Below are 20,736 nucleotides of genomic sequence, written 5' to 3'. Positions count from 1 at the left end.
AACGCATTTATAAAAATACGTCAATCATTTCTAACTAAAAAGCTTTTAAGGTTATACTCAAAAAAAGCATCGCCATAAGGCGATGCTTTTTTATCACGAATATGATACAGTTTTTTCCTTTTCTTCTACAGCAGGCTCTTCAGCATCTTTTTTACGATCAGACAGTTTAATTTTCTGTAAGAAAATCGTAAAGATAGCACCTACTACGATAAATACCAATCCTGTTAAGAATACAGTATGAAGTGAGTCCACTAAAGAGCTTTTCAAAATTGGTACGATGCTATTAGAAAATGCTTCTGGCATTTGTTTTAATGCCTCTGGACTAAATAGCATAGAATATAAACTTTGTGGATCTGTATGAATCATATCTTTAAATTTTGTTACCATTTGTCCCGCTTCTTTTGGGAATGTGTCTAATACAGGTACTAATTTATTTGTTAACGTTGTGCCTGAAGTATTATTCATAATTGATCCTAAAATTGTAATCCCAAACGTTCCACCGATTTGACGGAAGAATTGACTTGATGATGTTACAACGCCAAGATCTTTTTTCGGGAAGCTTTCTTGTAATGCTAATGTTAATATCGGCATAACAAGACCCATTCCTAAACCGATAACCATCATATAAGAAGTAGCGGTAAGCTTAGTTGTGTGCATATCCATCGTTGTTAATAACCAGAAACCACTAGCCATAATAAGCATCCCTGTAATAATTTGTGGTTTCACACCAATTTTTAATACAAGCTGACCACCAATAATACTCATAACGATCATTGTAATCATCATCGGTGTCATAATCGTTCCTGATTCAGCAGCACTTACGCCTACAATTCCTTGCATAAAGAACGGTACGAACATAATTGCTCCAAACATTCCGATACTCATAAAGAAACCGATCGCATTCAGTAGTGTAAATGTGCGGTTTTTAAAGAAGTGCATCGGTAAAATTGGTTCTTCAGCCTTCGTTTCAACGATAATAAAGCTAACAATACCAATGGCAGCTAGTGCAAATAACCCGATAATTTGCCAAGAACCCCATGCATAATCTTTTCCGCCAAACGTTAACGCAAGTAATAAACTTACAACACCGAGAATCATCGTGAAGATTCCAGCGATATCAATTTTAATTGGTCCTGTTTGTTTATGTGCTTTTAATCCCATTGCAATGAAGATTGTCGCTAAAATACCAACTGGTAAGTTAATATAGAATACCCATCTCCAGTTCACTGCGTCTACAATCCAACCACCAACTTGTGGTCCAATTACAGAGGCAAGACCGTATAGAGCTCCAAAAATACCTTGCCATTTAGCACGTTCTTTTCCCGTGAACATATCTCCGATAATAATCATAGCCATTGGCATCATAATACCGCCACCAAGACCTTGAATACCACGGAAAATAATTAATTCTGTCATACCGTTTGCCATACCACATAACGCTGAACCAACCATAAAGATAATTAATCCTGCTATATATACGTTACGACGCCCAAGTAAATCCGCTAATTTACCTGCAATCGGTACAACCGTTGTTGATGTTAACATGTAAGCTGTTGTTAACCATGTCATTAAACTTAATCCACCTAGTTCACCGACGATACGCGGCATTGCTGTACCAACGATTGTTCCGTCCAATGCAGCAAATAGCATTGCGATTACTAAACCGATTAACAACAACTTTCTATTCTGATTTTCTTGTTGCTCCATGTAATCTCCTCAATTCCTCTTAGTTTTTCTCTTTTTTCTCTGGTTTCCCGCAAATAATTGTTTCTAGCTTTTCAAAGAGGCGCAACAAATCTTCCCTCTCTTGTAATTCTAAGTGTGAGAAGTACTTTGCAATATGCTCATTACGAGCCGCCATCGCTTCTTCTACTGTAGCTTTCCCCTTCTTCGTTAGCTCAATGACAACAACGCGGCGATCATTATCGTCGTGATAGCGCTCTACTAACCCATGATCAATTAAACGATCAGTCATTACTGTAATCGCGCTCGGTTTCACGTACATTTTCTCCGCCAATTGTGTCGCTCTTGAAGCTCCGTAATGATCTAAAATCTTTAAAATATAAAACTGCGGTGGTGTAAGTCCTGATGCTTGCATTTGTTCTAATAGCTCTGTTTGCATTTTCTTTCCTATAGCGAATGTAAGAGCTTGAATCTTATCAATATGAGTCATATCATTTGGCATGTTATCCACCTCTTATTTAAGCAATAAAATATTTAACGTATTTAAATATTAATCCCACAAACAAAATACGTCAACAACTTTCTTTATAAAAACGTTTACATTCTTGTCACAAAGTTGTATAATTTTCGTCGAAGTTAATATTGACAGTCACGGAGAATCGGAGTATATGGCTATGAATCATAAAGAAGGGAACTTTTTTATATTTCATAGCCTTTTTGTATTCTCTCTGTCTTAAAACGCTTCCAATTAATTAGGGGAGGATTTTCATTTTATGTTTTTCACACAATTATTTAAACCTGCGCCCCACGCAGAACGCTTACCAGCTGATCGCACTGATAGCGAATACCGCAAATTGCGTTTGCAAGTATTCTTAGGCATCTTCATCGGTTATGCGGGTTACTACTTTGTTCGAAAAAACTTTTCACTCGCAATGCCATACTTAATCGAACAAGGCTTTAGTAAAGGGGAACTTGGGGTTATCCTTTCAGCAGTATCTATCGCTTACGGATTAAGTAAATTTCTTATGGGTATCGTATCCGATCGTTGTAATCCTCGCTACTTTTTAGCAGCTGGGCTATTTTTATCCGGTATCATTAATATTATTTTCGGCTCATTTTCTTTCATTACAACGAGCATTATACTTATGTTTGTACTTCAGTTTTTAAATGGATGGGTACAAGGTATGGGATGGCCTCCTTGTGGTCGTACGATGGTTCACTGGTTCTCCATTAGTGAACGTGGTACAAAAATGTCTATTTGGAACGTCGCTCATAATGTCGGCGGCGCGCTTATGCCTTCTCTCGTTACATTAGGCTTATATTTCTTTGCAAATGACTGGAAAAGTATATTTTACTTCCCAGGTATTCTTTCAATTTTGGTGGGGATTTATGTATTAATTACGATGAGAGATACACCTCAATCTTGCGGATTACCTTCTATTGAAGAACATACTGGGGAATATCCATCAGATGAAAAAGTAGCGGACCGTGAACGCGAACTTTCGGTAAAGGAAATTTTATTTACATACATATTAAACAATAAGTTTTTATGGTACATCGCTATCGCTAATGTCTTTGTTTATTTCGTTCGTTACGGCGTTGTAGACTGGGCTCCTACTTATTTAGTAGAAGAAAAAAGCTTTACTCACAGTAGCTCACGTACAGCTTATGCTCTATACGAATGGGCTGGTATTCCAGGTACACTTCTTTGCGGATGGATGAGTGATAAACTATTTAAAGGGCGCCGCGCACCTGCTGGCATTCTATTTATGGTCGGTGTATTCATTGCCGTTCTTGTTTACTGGCTAAATCCTGCTGGGCATCCAATCATTGATAGTATCGCACTTGTTTCCATTGGATTTTTAATTTACGGACCTGTTATGCTAATTGGTCTTCACGCGCTTGACTTAGCACCCAAAAAAGCTGCTGGAACTGCCGCTGGGTTAACTGGGTTCTTCGGTTACCTAGGGGGAGCTACTTTTGCTAGCGCAGCTATGGGCTTTATTGTAGATGGATTCGGATGGGACGGCGGATTCATTTTGCTCCTTGCTTCTTGTGTGCTTGCAATGTTCTTCCTTGCTCTTACTTTAAATACAGGATCTGCTAAATCAAAAGAAGTTTAAACAAAATATAATGTGTAGAAAAATAAACATAAAAATAGCTCTCAGCATTTACTTACATGCTAAGAGCTATTTTTTATTTATCGTTCTTCTCTTGCTATTTATATTAATCATTTCCCTTCTATTCATACGATTAAAACATTTGCTGAAACATCTTTATTAAAACAGCTAACATAACAGATCCAGCAAATCCACCTAAACAAATTAAACTTACCCCTTGGCTATAAGACAAATTTTGAAATGATTTCATACCTTCCATCCTCCCTATATCCCCTTTGATATTCTTATTGTATCAATGGGAAAAATTTCATAACATCGATTTCGCTGACAGCTAACTTACAAATTTGTAAGTTAACATTTTTTTAAACTTATATATATTCTGTCCACATTCTCCCTCTTAATACATCAAAAAAGACCTCGAATTATATCAAGGTCCTGCTTACACTACAGAATATCTCACTTTATTTTATAATCATAACCGGGCATTTCACACGCTTTGCTATTTTATGACTTACACTACCAAGCACCATCTCTTGCAGTGTATTTAGCCCTCTACTCCCAGCAATAATAAGATCTATATCTCCTGTATTTACATATTGAACAATCGTATCTCCTGGATCGCCATGTAGAATCGTAATTTTGTAGGAAATGTTCTCTTTCTTTAATAAACCCTCAATCTCTTTTAATTTATCTTTTCGACTAGCTGATATTGTTTCTAAATCCGTTTGTCCTTGTATAATATCTGACTTTGCCGTTCTATTATCTACTACGTACACAACTTCAACATGTGTTTCTTCGTTAAATTTCGCAATATATGTTGCATGCTCGGCTGCTCGAAGTGCATGTTCAGAACCATCGCATGCTAATAAAATTTGTTTGTACATATGCTGAATCCCCTTTTCGTTATCCTACCCGTATTATATAATAAAGCCCCCTAAAAAGGAGGCTTCTAACTAGCAATTCTCTTACTATAAGTAGCTAAATTCGCAACGAGCTTCGAGCTACGTTCATTTAACCCTGTGATCCTTACTTTCACACCGTTCTGTTCATACTTCATTATAACTTTATCAATTGCCGCTACTGCTGAATCATCCCATACGTGTGCGTTAGTAAAGTTCATCTCAATTTCTTTCACATCTTCATTGTATGAAAAAGCATTTATATACTCTGCCGTAGATGCGAAGAATAGTTGGCCGTGAATTTCGTATATTTTCTTATTTTCAATATACAAATGTTTCACGTGAATCTTTGCCATATTGAATGCAAATAAAACTGCACTAATTATCGTTCCGATAATTACACCTAATCCTAAATTATGTGTAATTAGGACAATCACAACTGTTACAATCATAACAAATGCGTTTCCTTTTGGTACTTTATGAATCGTCACTACAGAGTTCCAATCAAACGTCCCAATCGAAACCATAATCATAACTGCAACTAAAGCTGCCATCGGAATATGAACAACGTAATCACCTAAAACAAATAGCAATACGATTAAAAAACCACCGGCTACAAACGTCGATAATCTCCCGCGACCACCTGATTTAATGTTAATAACAGATTGTCCAATCATTGCACATCCTGCCATTCCTCCGAAGAAACCAGCAACAACGTTCGCAATCCCTTGTCCACGTGCCTCTTTATGCTTATTACTTTCCGTATGTGTCATATCGTCTAAAACCGACGCCGTTAATAATGACTCTAGTAAACCTATAACCGCTAGCATAACTGAATACGGTAAAATAATTGCTAATGTCTCAAGTGTAAATGGAACATCAGGAATACTAAAGAACGGTAATTCTTTCGGTAAGCTTCCCATATCCCCTACTGTTTTTAACTGTAATCCGCTCATAAGTGCAATGCTTGTCACAATAATAATTGAAATAAGTGTAGACGGAACAGCCGTCGTAATACGTGGAAATAAATATATAATTGCAAGTCCTAATGCGACAAGTGCATACATTTGCCAAGTTGCATTTTTAAAATGCGGCAATTGCGCTGTAAAAACTAAAATTCCAAGTGAATTTAAAAAACCACTCATAACGGATTTAGGAACAAACTTCATAAATGAGCTCAGCTTGAACACTCCAAAAATAATTTGAACAATACCTGTTACTATTGTCACAGCAAATAAATATTGCAAACCGTGATCCTTCACAAGAGTGACCATTAATAATGCCATCGCACCCGTTGCCGCCGAGATCATCCCTGGTCTTCCGCCGACAAACGAAATTGTAACCGCAATACAAAAGGCCGCGTACAATCCAACCGTCGGATCTACACCTGCAATAACAGAAAAAGCTATCGCTTCAGGAATTAATGCTAAAGCAACAACAACCCCTGATAGCACGTCCCCTCTCATATTTGAGAACCATTCATTTTTTATAGTTTGAAACAAAGTAACACTCCTCCACTCTTTTATCATTTGATTTTCTCCATAAGAAAATCAAGGCCGACTGCACGAAGGCTATTATATAACGAGCAAAGGATGTTGTGCTATGTAAAAGTTTCCTAAAGAAAAGACGCTACCTTAGCAGCGTCTTTTCTCATTTCATTAATGTCCACCGTGACCTTGACCACTTTCCTGAACAATTTCTAACCTCTCATCCAATATACCTTGTGTTTCAAATGAAACATCACTACTACTTCCTAATAGGAAACCATGGTTATATGGTCCAAGTGTTGGATCATCTTTAAACTTCGGCTGAATAGTAGCAAGGAAGTCATAAACTGGTTGTGAAGCTTTTCCTTCCTCAAGCAAAACAACAGGGGCATGTTTACCCATATGTGAAAACGGTGCTCCCGCAATTGCTAAGTCTGGTGTTTTGCTTGAAACAAATGACAAACCGTGACCTGGTTTTGTGAATCCCCAGCCAAATTTCGTTTTTTCATCTTTAAATTTCGCAAATGCAACCGAATTTTCTGTTGGAGTCTCCCCACTAATACGCGTTACTTTCCCATATTTACTTAACTCTTTTTCTACTTCTTTCGAAACGATTTTTTCTGGTCCTAACACATATATATTCGCTTTATCTTTTCTCGTCTTTAATGCCTCTATTGTCGCTTCTGGCACTTTATTTTTTTCAGTATATAGAAGAGGTTCTGGCATATGAGAAATCCAATTTACAGCTGGTGTTGTATATAAACGTCCTTCTTCTTCAGACGAACCGATAATAATGCTATTTGGATAATTTCCTGTTATATCGGCATATTCTTTATCAACATCTTTAGCAAATTTAGCTGGGTCCGTTTCTTTTATTTGCTTTACTTTATATTCTTTTAATTGCTCTAGGCTAGATGCCCCTATATCCCCCATCACCATAATTTGCGTTCCATCTTTCGTTCCGAGCGGATTTAATCGTTTTATTTCTTTTAACGTCATTTCGGGTACCTTTTCTTTTTCTATAAATAAAATCGGTCCGTTATTCGGGTGATGAATAAGATCCGCACTTGCAATACCTAATTGCCACTCGCTTACTGGCACTAAAATAATAGCGCCTGGCTGATTCTCTTTATGCGTTGCTGGCCATATCGTTTGCGAAGTTAATACTGCCATTTGCAGAGGATCATTTGTATTTAATCTCGTTACATTTTTTAAACTTGTCGTTAATAAATCATTCGATGCACCTTGATTCATTTCTTTCGGCGCAGTTACCTCCTGATTCATTTTCATTTCCTTTTGCTCTGTTTTCTTCTCTTCTGTAGATTCATGATTTTTATGATCTGTACTCGTTTGTCCGCATGCCGCAAGACCGACTGCTGCAATTATTGTTATCCCCAAAATTCGGATCATCTTTTTCACTATATCGCCTCCGTATTATTCGTTTTCGAGCCAATATTATTACCTAAAATGGAATTTCAACTTTACAATAACAAGCAATTCTGAAGAAATTATGCAGATGCATTATAATCTGCACCATTTCTTCATGATTTTGACTTACAATTTAAGTAATAACTACAAATGCGGAGGTACTCTATGATCGATATACTACTCGTAGATGATGAACCGAGAATGCTTGAATTATTAACGCTTTATCTTACTCCAATCGGATATAACTGCGTATGTGCAGTATCCGGAGAAGAAGCTATTTCACATATAGAAAATCGAAACTTCAAATTTGTTTTACTCGATATTATGATGCCAAAGATGGATGGGTGGGAAACTTGCAAAAGAATTCGATCATTTAGTAACGTTCCTATCATTATGGTAACTGCTCGTGATCAAACGGTAGATGTCGTTCAAGGATTAAAACTTGGAGCAGATGATTACGTGACGAAACCATTCCACGAAGAGGAGCTCTTCGCAAGAATTGAAGCTGTTTTACGCCGAACCAATCAACATGCACAAATCCAATATCACGGCATTTTATGGGATGAGGCCAAGCATTTCATTTCTGTCCATAATGAAGAACTTCTTCTCACCCCAATCGAATTCTCTTTACTCGGATTATTTTTACGTCATGTGAACTACGTATTAAGCCGTGATCAGCTCATTGAACGAATTTGGGGATTAAATACAAATACAGAAGATAGAACAGTCGATTCACATATTCGTAATTTACGTGATAAATTACGAAAAGTAAATTTCCCCATTGATCACCATTTAAAAACTGTTTACGGAGTAGGATATCGATGGATTGATATTGAAAACTAAGGAGCAAAACGATGAAGCGAATTTCTATTCAACTCGGATTTTATTTTCTAATTGTTACACTTTTAATCGAAAGTGTTCTATTTGTCTTGCTCTATTATAGCCTTGTAAACAATAGAGTGAATGAAGAAATGACAGCTTTATTAAAGCGTGGAAATAGTCACCGAGATGTCCTTGAAAAATATTTTGATAGGCAAACAATCTCCCATGTTGCTTTAATGGAATCCGAAGCTGAAACAACTGTTATTATTACAAATGCAAATAAGGAAATACTAGCTAAATCCAATGAAATAAATACTACTATAAAAAAACATATTGAAGGAATGCAAACACGAACAGATCATGATGGAGCAATTATAGAGAATCATTGGAAAACATCTAATTATATATGTACAGTTAGCCCAATTGTAGTGGCAGGAAAAACGGAAGGCTATGTATATATGTTTCTCGGGACGGAATCAATCGAAGAAATGGTTAACGGGCTCACACGGCAATTCATTATCGCTGGAGTCATTACTTTCCTATTAACAGCCATCACCATTTTTCTATTATCACGTTTGTTAACAAAACCATTGTTACACATGAAACAAGCGACTGAAAAAATGAGTAAGGGCGATTTATCCGTTTCATTAACAACTACTCGAAATGACGAAATTGGTGAACTAGCACAATCTATCCAAACTCTCGCAAATGATTTACATTATATGAAAACGGAGCGAAGTGAATTTCTAGCAAGTGTTGCTCACGAATTACGAACACCATTAACGTACGTACGAGGTTATGCTGACATTGCATCAAAAGAAAACACACCCCCAGAGCAACGTTTACGATACTTATCCATTATAAAAGACGAGTCTGATTATATTACAAGCTTAGTCCAAGATTTATTTTCACTCGCTCAAATGGAAAAGCATAACTTTTTCATTCAAGTACAGGAAGTGCATTTACACATCTTCCTTACTCGCATCACTGAAAAAATAAATGTGATGTACGGAGAAAAACAAATTAAAGTTGTTTTCACATGTCCTTCCTCACTCTTAGTAAAGCTAGATGAGCAACGCTTTGAACAAGTTATGGCTAACATTTTAAATAACGCGTATAGACATTCAAAAGAACATTCTCATATAAATATTTCTGTTACAGAAGAACATAAACGTATTTCCATTACAATTGAAGATGAAGGCGAAGGTATTCCGCCTGAAGACCTCCCTCACATTTTCGATCGCTTTTACCGTGTTGATAAAGCGCGCTCTAGAGCTACAGGAGGCACTGGTTTAGGGCTCTCCATCGTAAAAGAAATCGTAGAACTACACGGCGGGAATATTACTGTCACAAGTGAAATTGATCACGGATCTTGCTTTACAATTTCATTGCCATCTATATAGAAACACGACTATCATCAATAGTCGTGTTTTCTTATCCTTTAGGACTTTACTTTATAATATAAATTTACGAATTGGCCAAAACGTTTCGTATCCGTTAAAGTTAAATTAATTTCTGGATTCTTTTCTTTAAATAACGGAACTCCAGAACCTAATATGTGAGGTGTAATCGTAACAACATATTCATCAATTAAATTATTCTTAAAGAACTCTCTCAGTAGACTCCCTCCACCGACCATCCATATTTTAGATCCTTCCTGCTCTTTCAACCTTTTTGTAAACTCTAATACATCTTCATTTACAAACTCTACATGTTCGTTTGAACCTTTTTCTGAATTAGAAAAAACATAACATTTTTTATCTAGGTACGGGAATGTTTCCGTATGCTCTATCACATAATCGTACGTTCTCTTTCCCATAATTATCGTATCAATTGTTTCGTACATTTCTGTATAACCGTTGTCTCCCTCACCTTCTGTTTCCATTAACCACTCTAAATCATCATCTTCTTTCGCGATAAATCCATCTAAGCTCGCTGCAATAAATAAAACAATTTCACGTGACATATCTTTTCCTCCTTACAGCTTCTATTGATAAAATCATCTTATAAGCACTATACTAACCATAAAACATGACAACTTATGTCATGTTAAAAAAGAAAAAGGTGATATCCTTGTCAAAAGCAAAACGTTTACTAGACATTCTTATATTTGCTTCTACGAAAAAAACATTTACAGCTCAAGAAATAGCTGATGAATTTAATATTTCCGTTCGTACGGTCCATAGATATATTTTAGATTTAAGTGATATGGGATTACCCATTTACGCTGAACAAGGTCGTAATGGGGGATATAAAGTATTAACAAGCAGCATGCTTCCCCCCATTTTATTTACCGAAGAAGAAGCGGTCTCCATCTTTTTTGCTTTCCAATCTTTAGGCTACTATCGTAACTTGCCTTTTAATACAGAAATCAATTCTGTTACTCATAAACTGTATAGCTCTCTACAAAATGATGCGAAAGCTAAAGTTGATAAAATACGTTCTTATATCGCTTTTTGGAATCCGAAGAGAACAATTGAGACAACTTTTTTAAACGAAGTATTAACAGCGGCTATTGAAAATAAAAACTTACACTTTCAATACGAGTCTAAATCGGGGATTAAAACAAAACATATTCATCCTATCGGTGTATATGCTCACGATGGTTTATGGTATTTGCCATCCTATGAATTTAGTAGAAAAAAAGTATTACTTTATCGTGTTGATCGCATTCTTTCTATATTATCAACGGAAGAAAATGAAGATACATTCATGAATTTAGAAGAGTGGTTTGCCTCTAACTCTAACGTAGTACACAGTCCTACTCAGTTACATGTTTTACTGACAACAGAAGGCGTACGTCAATGTAAAAGCGTTCCTTACCTTGAAGAGTTCGTTGTAGTAACGGAAGACGGGACAGGACATATACATTCAACAATTGATAAAGGAGAAATCCATTTTATTACGCCTTTATTTTATAGACTTGGAAAAAATGCAAAAGTTTTAGAACCGAAAGAATTAATAGATGGTTTACGCATACGTGCGAAAGAAGTTTTACATATGTATGAAGACTAAAAAATCCCTCTTTTAAAAACATAAAAACGTGAGCGCCCTATTCTCACGTTTTTATGTTTCACTTTACTAATTCAATTGTTTCTGTAACTTTTATACTATCCTTTACAGATTGAACAATTGTGCAATTTTTCACCGCAAGTTGCAGTGCCTTGTCTAATTGTTCTTCTGTAATGTTTTGCGCTTTAATTTTATAGTGCAAATGAACACTTTCAACTGGTTTTGATAAAGCTTCACTTCTACCAATTTCAGTTTCAATTGTAAACGTATCGTATGCAATACGTTTCTTTTCTAAAATCGTTCGAAAAACAATTGCACTACATCCTGCGATAGAAGAAACGAGTAATTGTAACGGTGAATATCCGTTTTCTTTTCCAATCGCTAATTGACCATACGATAAATCCGCCTGTATATCATCGTGTTTGATTGTTAGTTTCATTTGGTGTCTCCATCTCCACTTTCATCGGTTTCTGCCGTTTCTTATTTATATAATAATATATGTAGCAGAAAATGATAAATGGAATACCACAATATAACGCCATTCGTTGTTCTGGAATAAACGCTAAACTAATAACAACGATGCTATTTGTAATTAAAGCTAAAATTGGAACAAGCGGGTATAGTGGTGTTCTATACTTTAAGTCCTCTAATTTTCCTCCGCCTTTTAAATACTGACTTCTAAAGCGAAGTTGTGATAAAGCAATAATGATCCAACTTGAAACAGCCGATAAACCAGCTATAGATAATAAGTACATATATACTGTATCTTCTGCAAGGAAACTTGTTAATAAAGATAACGCCGCTACTGCAATTGTTACGACTAACGCTGTAATCGGAATACCACGTTTATTTACTTTCTTGAAAGAAGTTGGTGCCATTCCTTCATTTGCAAGTGACCATAGTATACGCGTTGCTGCATATAACCCTGAGTTCGCTACAGATAGAAGAGCTGTAATAATAACGAAGTTCATAATATCAGCTGCATATGGAATACCGATTTTATCAAATACAACTACGAATGGGCTTTCAATTATCCCTGCTTCTTTCCAAGAAATTAACCCTACTAAAATTGTCATTGTTAAAATGAAGAATAACATAATGCGCCATACTGTATTACGAATCGCACGTGGAATTGTTTTTTCAGGATTCTGACTCTCTCCTGCTGCAATCCCGATTAACTCTGTTCCTTGGAAGGAAAAGTTAACTGTAATCATCGTAAGAAGCACTGCGGCTAGTCCATTTGGGAATAGCCCGCCATCACTTACAAAGTTAGAGAAAAGAGGCGCTGCTTCTTTTCCATCGTATGGTAAAAATCCTAATAACGCACTACCACCAAGTAAAATGAATGCAATAATTGTAACTACTTTAATACTAGAGAACCAAAACTCTAATTCAGCATAACTCTTCGCTGATATTGCATTTGAAGCATATAAAATAACTCCGAATACGAGACACCATACCCAAACATCAACATTCGGAAACCATCTTTTCATCATTAAACCGATCGATGTTAATTCTAATCCTACTGTTACTGCCCATCCAATCCAGTATAGCCAACCGATCATAAATCCAGTTCCTGGTCCAATAAACTTCGTCGCATACTTTTGGAAAGATCCTGAAACTGGCATTGCTACCGTTAGCTCTCCAAGACAAAGCATTGTTAAATACATAATAAATCCGCCCACTAAATATGAAAGGATGGCTCCCCCTGGTCCAGCCTGATTAATGGTGTAACCTGAACCTAGAAAAAAACCAGTTCCGATTACACCACCTAGTGCGATCATAAATAAATGTCTACTCTTCATCGTACGATGTAATTGCTCATTCGTTGTTTGCTGCATCTTAATCCTCCCCCTACAAGTACCCCTATCTCTTTTTAAAATTTTCTGATAATAAAAATATACACGAAAGCGATTACAATTTCTATATAAAATTAAAACTTTTCTGATAAAACAATATAAAAATTCAACTATTAAGAGCTCACGATACTAATTTGAGGCAAAAAAGGATTTATAAGGAAAAAACTCTTACATTTTTTGTAAGAGTTAACGTATTTCTAATCTTCTAGATAAAATTGATAAACCGTAGTTTACAACAAAATACATACAAGCTACTACTATAAACGTTGGAATCATATAATTTACATTCTGCCCGCTAATAATTTGAGCATTATGCATAAGCTCTGGCAGTGATATACCAACTGCTAATGATGTATCTTTCAGCAATGAAATAAACTGACTGACAAGCGGCGGGACCATTCTTCTTAATGCTTGTGGTAAAATGATATGCCACAGTGCTTGAACATACGTTAATCCTGAAGATCTTGCGGCCTCAATCTGTCCTTTTTCAATCGATAATAAACCACTTCGAACAATTTCAGATATCATTGCTGCTTCAAATATTGTTAAAGCAACAATTACAGCTGTTATAATCTCTAATTTCAAGCCTGCTTCTGGAAGCGCAAAATATGTGAAAAATATAATTAAAAGTAGTGGTAAGTTTCGAATCACTTCAACGATAATTCCTAATACTTGTGAGACGACAGGTATTTTCATGTAGCGCAATATCCCTATTACACTACCAATAATAAAGCTAAGTACAATTGCTACGAGCGCTACCTCTAACGTTATGAGTAATCCTTTTAATAAAAAGAGGATATGATCACCTGTTATCGCTCCTTTAAAATCCATTTATACCGCCTCCTTTGCCAAGCGTTTTTCTAAATAACGCACTAGCATACTTAGCGGTATTGTTAATACTAAATAAAACATCCCGACAAATATATATACATCAAACGTAACGAACGTCTTCGTTGAAATTAAGTCTCCTTGATACATTAAATCCGTTCCAGCAATAATTCCGAGTATTGAAGAGTTTTTTACTAAATTGAGAAATTGATTTCCTAGAGGAGGAATGACGATTTTCATCGCTTGAGGTAAGACGACATGATACATCGCTTGCTTATAAGTTAATCCTGAAGAACGTGCTGCTTCCATTTGACCTTTCGCGACTGATAAAATACCAGCACGAATTACTTCCGCAATAAAGGCCGCTGTATAAACTGTAAGCGCAACTGTCCCTGCTACAAAACCGTTGAAAGTAATTCCTATTACAGGCAAAGCAAAATAGAAAATGAATGCAATTAATACGAGTGGAATATTTCTAACAAACTCTACATAGGCAGAGCCAATCCAATTCAAAATACGAATAGGTGAAATTCGCATCACTGCCATAACAATTCCTAAAACAAAACTTCCTATTAGCGCAACTACACTAGACATAACCGTATATTTAAATCCTTCTAAATACATATCAATGTTATTCGTTAATATAGAAAAATCAGGCACATATTCTCCCCTCTTTCTTTACAAGAAGAGGATGAGTACTCTCATCCTCTCACTCTTACTATTTATCACGAGAAATAAAGTTTCATTTTACTTCTCTTGTTTTTGACCAATCCATTTTTCATACAATTTATCGTATTCTCCATTCGCTTTCATATCTTTTAATAAACTATTAATCTCTTTCGTTAAATCGTCTGCACCTTTTTGTACTGCAATTCCATACGGTTCATCCGTGAAAATTTTCCCTACAACTTCATAATTAGAATCTTGTTTTGCCATTCCGTAAAGAATCGCATTATCTGTAGTTAAAACATCGCCTTTACCTGCTTTTAACGCTGTAAATGCCTCACTATAATTCTCAAACTCTAATACTGTTGCTTCTGGTGATTTTTGGCGAATGTTATTTGTAGATGTTGATCCTTTTACAGCTAATACTTTAACGCCTTGTTTTATATCATCAATGCTCTTAATATTGCTTCCTTTTTTCACAAGTAACGATTGTCCTGCTTTAAAATATACATCTGAGAAATCTACTTCTTTTTTGCGTTCTTCCGTAATTGTCATTGTCGCAATAATTGCATCAATATCACCATTTTTCAGCATCGGAATACGTGTTTTAGACGTTACTTCTTTCAGCTCTAGTTTCTTTTCATCACCAAGAATTTTTTTCGCAAGTGCCTTCGCGATATCAATATCGAATCCTTCTACTTGCCCTGTTGAAGGGTTTTTCAATCCAAATAAATTCGTATCATTCTTCACTCCAACTACTAACTTCCCGCGCTTCTTAATTTGCTCAACAGCTCCGCCTTGCTTCGTATTCGTTTCTTTCGCCTCGTCTTTTTTCCCCCCGCACCCAGCAACAATAAACACGAATAAACATGAGAATACGATTAGGGTAAACAACTTTTTCATCTTAAGCATGAAATTCCTCCTTTAATGATTTAATACCCGGCTTAAAAATAGACGTGCTCTTTCTTGTTCAGGATTTGCAAAAAATTGTGATGGTGTTGTATCTTCGATAATTTGACCGTCATCCATAAATAAAATTCTATCTGCTACCTCACGTGCAAATCCCATCTCATGTGTGACGACGACCATCGTCATTCCTTCTTTAGCCAGCGCTTTCATAACATCAAGCACCTCTCCGATCATCTCTGGATCAAGAGCGGACGTAGGCTCATCAAATAGCATAATTTTCGGTTGCATCGCGAGCCCTCTAGCAATAGCTACCCTTTGCTGTTGACCTCCGGATAATTGATGAGGATATACACCTGCCTTCTCCGGGATTCCTACTTTCTCTAAATAAACCATCGCTGTTTTTTCTGCTTCTTCTTTTGAAGTTTTATTTACTTTAATTGGTGCTAGTGTAATATTTTGCAGAACTGTTTTATGTGGGTATAAGTAAAAATGCTGGAAGACCATACCAATATTTCGGCGTAATTCATTCATATCTGTTTTTTTATTGTGTACATCTGTATTTTGTACGATTAACTCTCCATCAGTAATCGCCTCTAACTGATTTATACACCGAAGCAATGTACTTTTTCCTGATCCTGAAGGACCAACAACTACTACCACTTCACCTTTTTTCACTTGCACATTAATATTTTTCAAAACTTGGAAGTTACCATAATATTTATTTACATTACGAAACTCTATCACCATACTCCCCCCTCTCCTAAACAAAGCATGTACATTCTTTTTATATTCAAAAATAGGCAAAAAAATAACTTTCATCTTCATTTTGTCCATAAAAAAGAGCAAAGGGATTTCCCTTTGCTCCTTCATTTCTATTCTCTTAAGATACTTCTTCTTTCTTGTCTTTCCCGTATTCATGCTCCCAGAAATCAGCATTTTTAATTCCTAATTTCTGCGGATCGAATACTGGATCTTTTCCTTCTTTTTTCTGCTTTTCATAATCCTTTAATGCAATCAATGCCGGCTTTTGTAATAATAGAATCGCAATAATGTTAACCCATGCCATAATTCCTACACCAATATCTCCTAAAGCCCACGCTGTTGCTGCTGTTTTTACACAACCGTAGAATACAACTCCTAAGAATACAAACTTTAGTACGATAGACATCCAAGGGCGGTCTTTATCACGATTTAAGTAAGCGATATTCGTTTCTGCGATGTAGTAATAAGCCATAATTGTTGTAAATGCGAAGAATAGTAGAGAGATTGCCACGAAACCGTTTCCAAATCCAGGGAAAACAGATTCTACCGCAGCCTGTGTATAACCAGGACCTGGTTGTGCACCATTTAATTTATTGACGATAAAGTTTTTTCCGCTTGCATCAAATACGTTATACATGCCTGTAATAATCATCATAAATGCTGTTGCTGAACAAACAAATAATGTATCAATGTAAACGGAAAATGCTTGTACTAACCCTTGTTTAGCTGGATGCGATACTTCAGCTGCTGCTGCTGCATGGGCCCCAGTTCCTTGCCCTGCTTCGTTTGAATAAATACCACGTTTTACACCCCAAGAAATTGCTAAACCGATAATCCCGCCAAAAGCCGCTTCTAATGCAAATGCACTTTTTAAAATTAACATGAAAGCGTCTGGTAATTTTTCAATATTCATAGCTACAATTACACAGGCTACTAAAATATAGCCAAGCGCCATAAACGGTACTACAACTTGCGCTACGTTAACAATTCGCTTAACTCCACCAAATATAATAAGTGCTAATGCCGCTACTAATACCGCTCCTGATACAGAAGTATTAATACCAAAAGCTGTTTCTAGACTTACAGCAATACTATTCGCCTGAACACCCGGTAACAGCATCCCCGTCGCAAGAATTGTCGCTGCAACGAATACTAAAGCATACCATTTAACACCTAGTCCTTTTTCAATGTAATAAGCAGGACCACCGCGGAATTGCCCTTGATGCTTCGTCTTATATATTTGTGCAAGCGTCGATTCTACATATGCAGAACCAGCTCCTAGAAAGGCTACCGCCCACATCCAAAATACAGCCCCTGGACCACCAAAGGCAACAGCCGTTGCAACACCTGCAATATTTCCTGTTCCAACGCGCCCTGATAATGAAAGTGCTAAAGCTTGGAATGAAGAAACACCCGCATCCGATTTTTCCCCTTGAAATGTAAGTTTCACCATTTCTCCTACATGTCTTACTTGTAAAAACCTTGTTCGAATGGAAAAATATAGACCTACTCCTAAACATAAATAGACAAGTGCTGGACTCCAAACAATATTATTTATCCAACTTACGATAGCTTCCAACTTTCCCCCTCCTTCTTTATAAAGAATATTCAGAATATATATAAAATTATAAGTGTATACCGAATCTATAACAATATTATTTTAATAAAGTAAACATATTTTTGTATAAAAAAACAAAGTATATATTTATTTTATATACTTTGTTCCCTTATCTCTGTATTATGTATTCACTATTGCCTCTTGCTTTATAATTCTTTCATACAACTCATCTGATAACTTTTGAAAATCCTCTGGCATATCTTTCCCCTTAAATTTCTTTTGAATCGTACCGTATAGGCCTATATCACGTAACCGTAAAAATAACGGTAACGATTCATACCAACTATCCGCCAGCCTGTGCTCATATTCGTACCCCTTTCTTAACACTTGTAACTGTTTACGAGCAAATTCCGTCTTTTTCTCCAATGTCCACGGTGTAAAAAGAACAGAGTAATAAAGAACCATTGCCAAATCATGAATGAAGTAATTATAGGCAGCGTCATCAAAATCAAAGATTGTTAGCCCTTTTCCATCATAATGAAAATTACCTGGATGAATATCGCCATGCATAAGGCCAAACGTTTCTCTTTCGATTGGAAGAGCCTTTATTTCATCCATTAATACAGTAGCAATCCCTTTCACCTTCTCATCTTCTAATCCATTAACAATGCTACTTTCATCCTCTTCCCACGTATCACGGTAGTCTGTTTTAGGATAATCCATTGTAAGGCGGTGCAGTTGTCCAATCGCTTTTCCCCACGCTTCAAAGTAAGCATCTCCCCAATAAGGCGATCCTTCTCCTTTTACTTGCTCACCTTGTGCATATGTAAATAAAGACGCGAAAAAGAAAGTGCCATCTTCCGCTCCAATTTCTTCTACAAGGTTTTGAGATATTGAATTACGAGGTCCCGCCACTTTTGCCCCATGCTCTGCAACATACCGTAAAAAATCTAGTTCGGCCTCTACCTCTTTTTTAGACCGATGAGAAGAATGGGTTAAGCGTAATACGTAATCTTCATTATTTTTATCCTTCGCCTTAAAAATATAATTTTCAAAATCACCAAGTGGCTTTTCTTCCACCGTTACATGATATGCCTTTGCTGCTCTTGCTAAAATTTCATTCGTAAAAACACGTTCTACCGCTATTTCCATTTGTATCCCTCCTATATATCTTCTTAATTCGACATAAATGTAAGAAGTACTGCTATGAAATTAAATAGTGCGTGTGCAATCATAGCCGATAAAATAGAATTTGTTTTTTCATATAACCACGCGAATACTACACCGCTTAAAAAATTCACCGGTAATGTGTTATATGTTGGAATATGAACAACGGTAAATATTATTGAACTTATAAGCACACCGCCCCATATGCCATATCTATCACGAAAAAACGTATAAAAAACACCTCGATATAAAATTTCTTCATAGATTGGTGATATAACTGCTGCTCCAATTACCGCGATACAGAACGCATATATTGATTTATCATTTTGGATCGTCTCCGTTTTACTATTTTCGAAAGAAATCCCCAGTTTCTCCATTATCATTAATACTCCAACACTCACTACAATCAAAGAAATAACCGCTACAAATGTCCACAATAAATCTTTCCATGAAAGCTTCCGAATTCCAATATCTTTCCACGACAGTTTATATCTTTTTATGCAAAAAAGATAAACTAAAAATGTAAATATCACTGCCATTATAAGTCCCATTAATACTCCAGCATATAATGAGTTCCCTATTATTTTTAAAGCATAATCATAAAAAAGAGATTCAACCATTACTGGTACAATCAGAAATACAAAAACAAATAAATATAAAATTTCTTTCCATCCCCACATACATTTTAAAGTCATCTACACCATCCCCCTATATCCTATTTTCTTTAGTATAAAAGATGACGTAACGTAACTTTCAAGCTACTTTTTTTCAAATAATCTAAGCATAATTTTCTCACAAAATAAAAAAAGGTTGATTCACTCAATCAACCTTTACACTATTAAAAATTCTATTCCTCAATTCTTCATCAATTCATTCTCATATATAATATTTATCTTTATTTCTCTTCACCTTTTGTCTGCATTGAGTTGAAGGTCCAATTTAACTTCAATGAATCCCCTTGAAATACATTTTGCTCTTCATCGTTATCTACAAATGTGAACATTACGTAGAAAGTATCATCATCACCAGGAGCAAGTCCATTTCCTTCTCGGTCTACAACACCTTTTTGTACAAGATCAGGAATACTTCCGTTTTGCGTAGCTACCTTTAATTCAGATAATGTAGTAGACCAAATTGGAACCTCATTTTTATCCAAATTCCACAAGAAATCAACACGGATATGATCACCAAAATCAGCATTTCCATTATCTCCTTTAGCATCGATTACACTGTAATCTGTCAGAAGTTTCACATCTCCTATTGCTAAGGTTCCTTTGTTTACTAATTGAAAACCACGCTCCATTTCATCACCTGGTTTAATATTGTCGACATTAATAACAACTTCAGGATTAACACTCAAATCTAAAGTACCGGCTGCAAACGTGTTTTGTGATACCTCCTTATCACTAAAATACGCATATGTTCCCCCACTAATTAAAGATAAGCCAAGCGCTGCAGTTACAACACCCATACCAAGTTTTTTCTTAATACTCATTTCACAAGTCCCCCTATTTTTAAAGTTTAAACTACAAACCT

The 20,736-nt window shown here is 36.0% G+C and carries 21 protein-coding genes; 4 read left to right on the top strand and 17 right to left on the bottom strand.

Annotated elements, in window-relative coordinates; translation table 11 throughout:
• Positions 1 to 93: 93 nt before the first annotated feature.
• Both NSQ69_RS03445 and NSQ69_RS03440 read right to left on the bottom strand, forming a co-directional pair.
• Positions 94 to 1,707, bottom strand: coding sequence for an MDR family MFS transporter (locus NSQ69_RS03445; protein ID WP_002125243.1), 1,614 nt, complete (start codon positions 1,705 to 1,707; stop codon positions 94 to 96).
• Between the two features lie 19 nt (positions 1,708 to 1,726).
• Positions 1,727 to 2,185, bottom strand: coding sequence for a MarR family winged helix-turn-helix transcriptional regulator (locus NSQ69_RS03440; RefSeq protein WP_002125240.1), 459 nt, complete (start codon positions 2,183 to 2,185; stop codon positions 1,727 to 1,729).
• Between the two features lie 271 nt (positions 2,186 to 2,456).
• On the opposite strand from NSQ69_RS03440, the gene glpT reads away from it, so the two are divergent.
• The gene (gene glpT, locus NSQ69_RS03435; RefSeq protein WP_002125238.1) at positions 2,457 to 3,806 is read left to right on the top strand and encodes a glycerol-3-phosphate transporter; all 1,350 of its coding nucleotides are present in this window, start codon (positions 2,457 to 2,459) and stop codon (positions 3,804 to 3,806) included.
• Between the two features lie 130 nt (positions 3,807 to 3,936).
• Here glpT and NSQ69_RS03430 read toward each other — a convergent pair whose 3' ends face one another.
• From NSQ69_RS03430 to NSQ69_RS03415, 4 genes are all read right to left on the bottom strand, one after another.
• Positions 3,937 to 4,053, bottom strand: coding sequence for a DUF4027 family protein (locus NSQ69_RS03430; RefSeq protein ID WP_002125236.1), 117 nt, complete (start codon positions 4,051 to 4,053; stop codon positions 3,937 to 3,939).
• 211 nt (positions 4,054 to 4,264) lie between these two features.
• Positions 4,265 to 4,687: a universal stress protein gene (locus tag NSQ69_RS03425; RefSeq protein ID WP_002010593.1), complete on the bottom strand. Its 423-nt coding sequence runs from the start codon at positions 4,685 to 4,687 to the stop codon at positions 4,265 to 4,267.
• 65 nt (positions 4,688 to 4,752) lie between these two features.
• Positions 4,753 to 6,204: a SulP family inorganic anion transporter gene (locus NSQ69_RS03420; protein WP_033731007.1), complete on the bottom strand. Its 1,452-nt coding sequence runs from the start codon at positions 6,202 to 6,204 to the stop codon at positions 4,753 to 4,755.
• Positions 6,205 to 6,360: 156 nt separating this feature from the next.
• A complete protein-coding gene (locus tag NSQ69_RS03415) occupies positions 6,361 to 7,608 on the bottom strand; it encodes a cell wall-binding repeat-containing protein (protein WP_341098934.1) in 1,248 nt (415 codons plus the stop codon).
• Positions 7,609 to 7,782: 174 nt separating this feature from the next.
• Between NSQ69_RS03415 and NSQ69_RS03410 the strand changes: the two genes are divergently transcribed.
• Entirely contained in the window at positions 7,783 to 8,460 is a 678-nt protein-coding gene (locus tag NSQ69_RS03410) for a response regulator transcription factor (RefSeq protein ID WP_002029819.1), read from the top strand.
• A gap of 11 nt (positions 8,461 to 8,471) precedes the next feature.
• Complete coding sequence (locus NSQ69_RS03405; RefSeq protein ID WP_050000774.1) at positions 8,472 to 9,842, top strand: sensor histidine kinase; 1,371 nt, start codon at positions 8,472 to 8,474, stop codon at positions 9,840 to 9,842.
• 38 nt (positions 9,843 to 9,880) lie between these two features.
• Here NSQ69_RS03405 and NSQ69_RS03400 read toward each other — a convergent pair whose 3' ends face one another.
• Positions 9,881 to 10,405 carry a dihydrofolate reductase family protein gene (locus NSQ69_RS03400; protein ID WP_002125224.1) on the bottom strand — a complete coding sequence of 175 codons (525 nt, stop codon included), beginning with the start codon at positions 10,403 to 10,405 and terminating at the stop codon, positions 9,881 to 9,883.
• 107 nt (positions 10,406 to 10,512) lie between these two features.
• On the opposite strand from NSQ69_RS03400, the gene NSQ69_RS03395 reads away from it, so the two are divergent.
• Entirely contained in the window at positions 10,513 to 11,454 is a 942-nt protein-coding gene (locus NSQ69_RS03395) for a helix-turn-helix transcriptional regulator (protein WP_341098933.1), read from the top strand.
• A gap of 58 nt (positions 11,455 to 11,512) precedes the next feature.
• Here the strand turns inward: NSQ69_RS03395 and NSQ69_RS03390 are convergent, their stop codons facing one another.
• The 10 genes from NSQ69_RS03390 to NSQ69_RS03345 all read right to left on the bottom strand — a co-directional run bounded on the left by NSQ69_RS03390 (position 11,513) and on the right by NSQ69_RS03345 (position 20,695).
• Positions 11,513 to 11,890, bottom strand: a complete 378-nt coding sequence (locus NSQ69_RS03390) for an OsmC family protein (RefSeq protein ID WP_002125220.1) — start codon at positions 11,888 to 11,890, stop codon at positions 11,513 to 11,515.
• The gene (locus NSQ69_RS03385; RefSeq protein WP_002125217.1) at positions 11,865 to 13,292 is read right to left on the bottom strand and encodes an amino acid permease; all 1,428 of its coding nucleotides are present in this window, start codon (positions 13,290 to 13,292) and stop codon (positions 11,865 to 11,867) included. The genes NSQ69_RS03390 and NSQ69_RS03385 overlap by 26 nt, the downstream gene beginning before the upstream one ends.
• A 204-nt stretch (positions 13,293 to 13,496) precedes the next feature.
• The gene (locus tag NSQ69_RS03380) at positions 13,497 to 14,141 is read right to left on the bottom strand and encodes an amino acid ABC transporter permease (protein WP_002029756.1); all 645 of its coding nucleotides are present in this window, start codon (positions 14,139 to 14,141) and stop codon (positions 13,497 to 13,499) included.
• On the bottom strand, positions 14,142 to 14,798 hold the full coding sequence (locus NSQ69_RS03375) for an amino acid ABC transporter permease (protein WP_002125214.1): 657 nt from the start codon (positions 14,796 to 14,798) through the stop codon (positions 14,142 to 14,144).
• An 87-nt stretch (positions 14,799 to 14,885) separates the two neighbouring features.
• Positions 14,886 to 15,716, bottom strand: a complete 831-nt coding sequence (glnH, locus tag NSQ69_RS03370; RefSeq protein WP_002125212.1) for a glutamine ABC transporter substrate-binding protein GlnH — start codon at positions 15,714 to 15,716, stop codon at positions 14,886 to 14,888.
• A gap of 12 nt (positions 15,717 to 15,728) precedes the next feature.
• The gene (locus tag NSQ69_RS03365) at positions 15,729 to 16,583 is read right to left on the bottom strand and encodes an amino acid ABC transporter ATP-binding protein (protein ID WP_307838809.1); all 855 of its coding nucleotides are present in this window, start codon (positions 16,581 to 16,583) and stop codon (positions 15,729 to 15,731) included.
• 10 nt (positions 16,584 to 16,593) lie between these two features.
• Complete coding sequence (locus NSQ69_RS03360; protein ID WP_002125208.1) at positions 16,594 to 18,054, bottom strand: alanine/glycine:cation symporter family protein; 1,461 nt, start codon at positions 18,052 to 18,054, stop codon at positions 16,594 to 16,596.
• Positions 18,055 to 18,213: 159 nt separating this feature from the next.
• Positions 18,214 to 19,185, bottom strand: a complete 972-nt coding sequence (locus NSQ69_RS03355) for a phosphotransferase enzyme family protein (RefSeq protein WP_002125205.1) — start codon at positions 19,183 to 19,185, stop codon at positions 18,214 to 18,216.
• Between the two features lie 23 nt (positions 19,186 to 19,208).
• The gene (locus NSQ69_RS03350; protein ID WP_002125203.1) at positions 19,209 to 19,895 is read right to left on the bottom strand and encodes a CPBP family intramembrane glutamic endopeptidase; all 687 of its coding nucleotides are present in this window, start codon (positions 19,893 to 19,895) and stop codon (positions 19,209 to 19,211) included.
• A gap of 200 nt (positions 19,896 to 20,095) precedes the next feature.
• A complete protein-coding gene (locus NSQ69_RS03345; RefSeq protein WP_000023369.1) occupies positions 20,096 to 20,695 on the bottom strand; it encodes a TasA family protein in 600 nt (199 codons plus the stop codon).
• Positions 20,696 to 20,736: the final 41 nt, after the last annotated feature.

It is taken from the genome of Bacillus sp. FSL R10-2201 (assembly GCF_038008665.1).
Taxonomy (GTDB): Bacteria; Bacillota; Bacilli; order Bacillales; family Bacillaceae_G; genus Bacillus_A; species Bacillus_A mycoides.
Note: the sequence above shows the minus strand (reverse complement) of the source record. Positions and strands in the feature narration are given on the sequence as shown.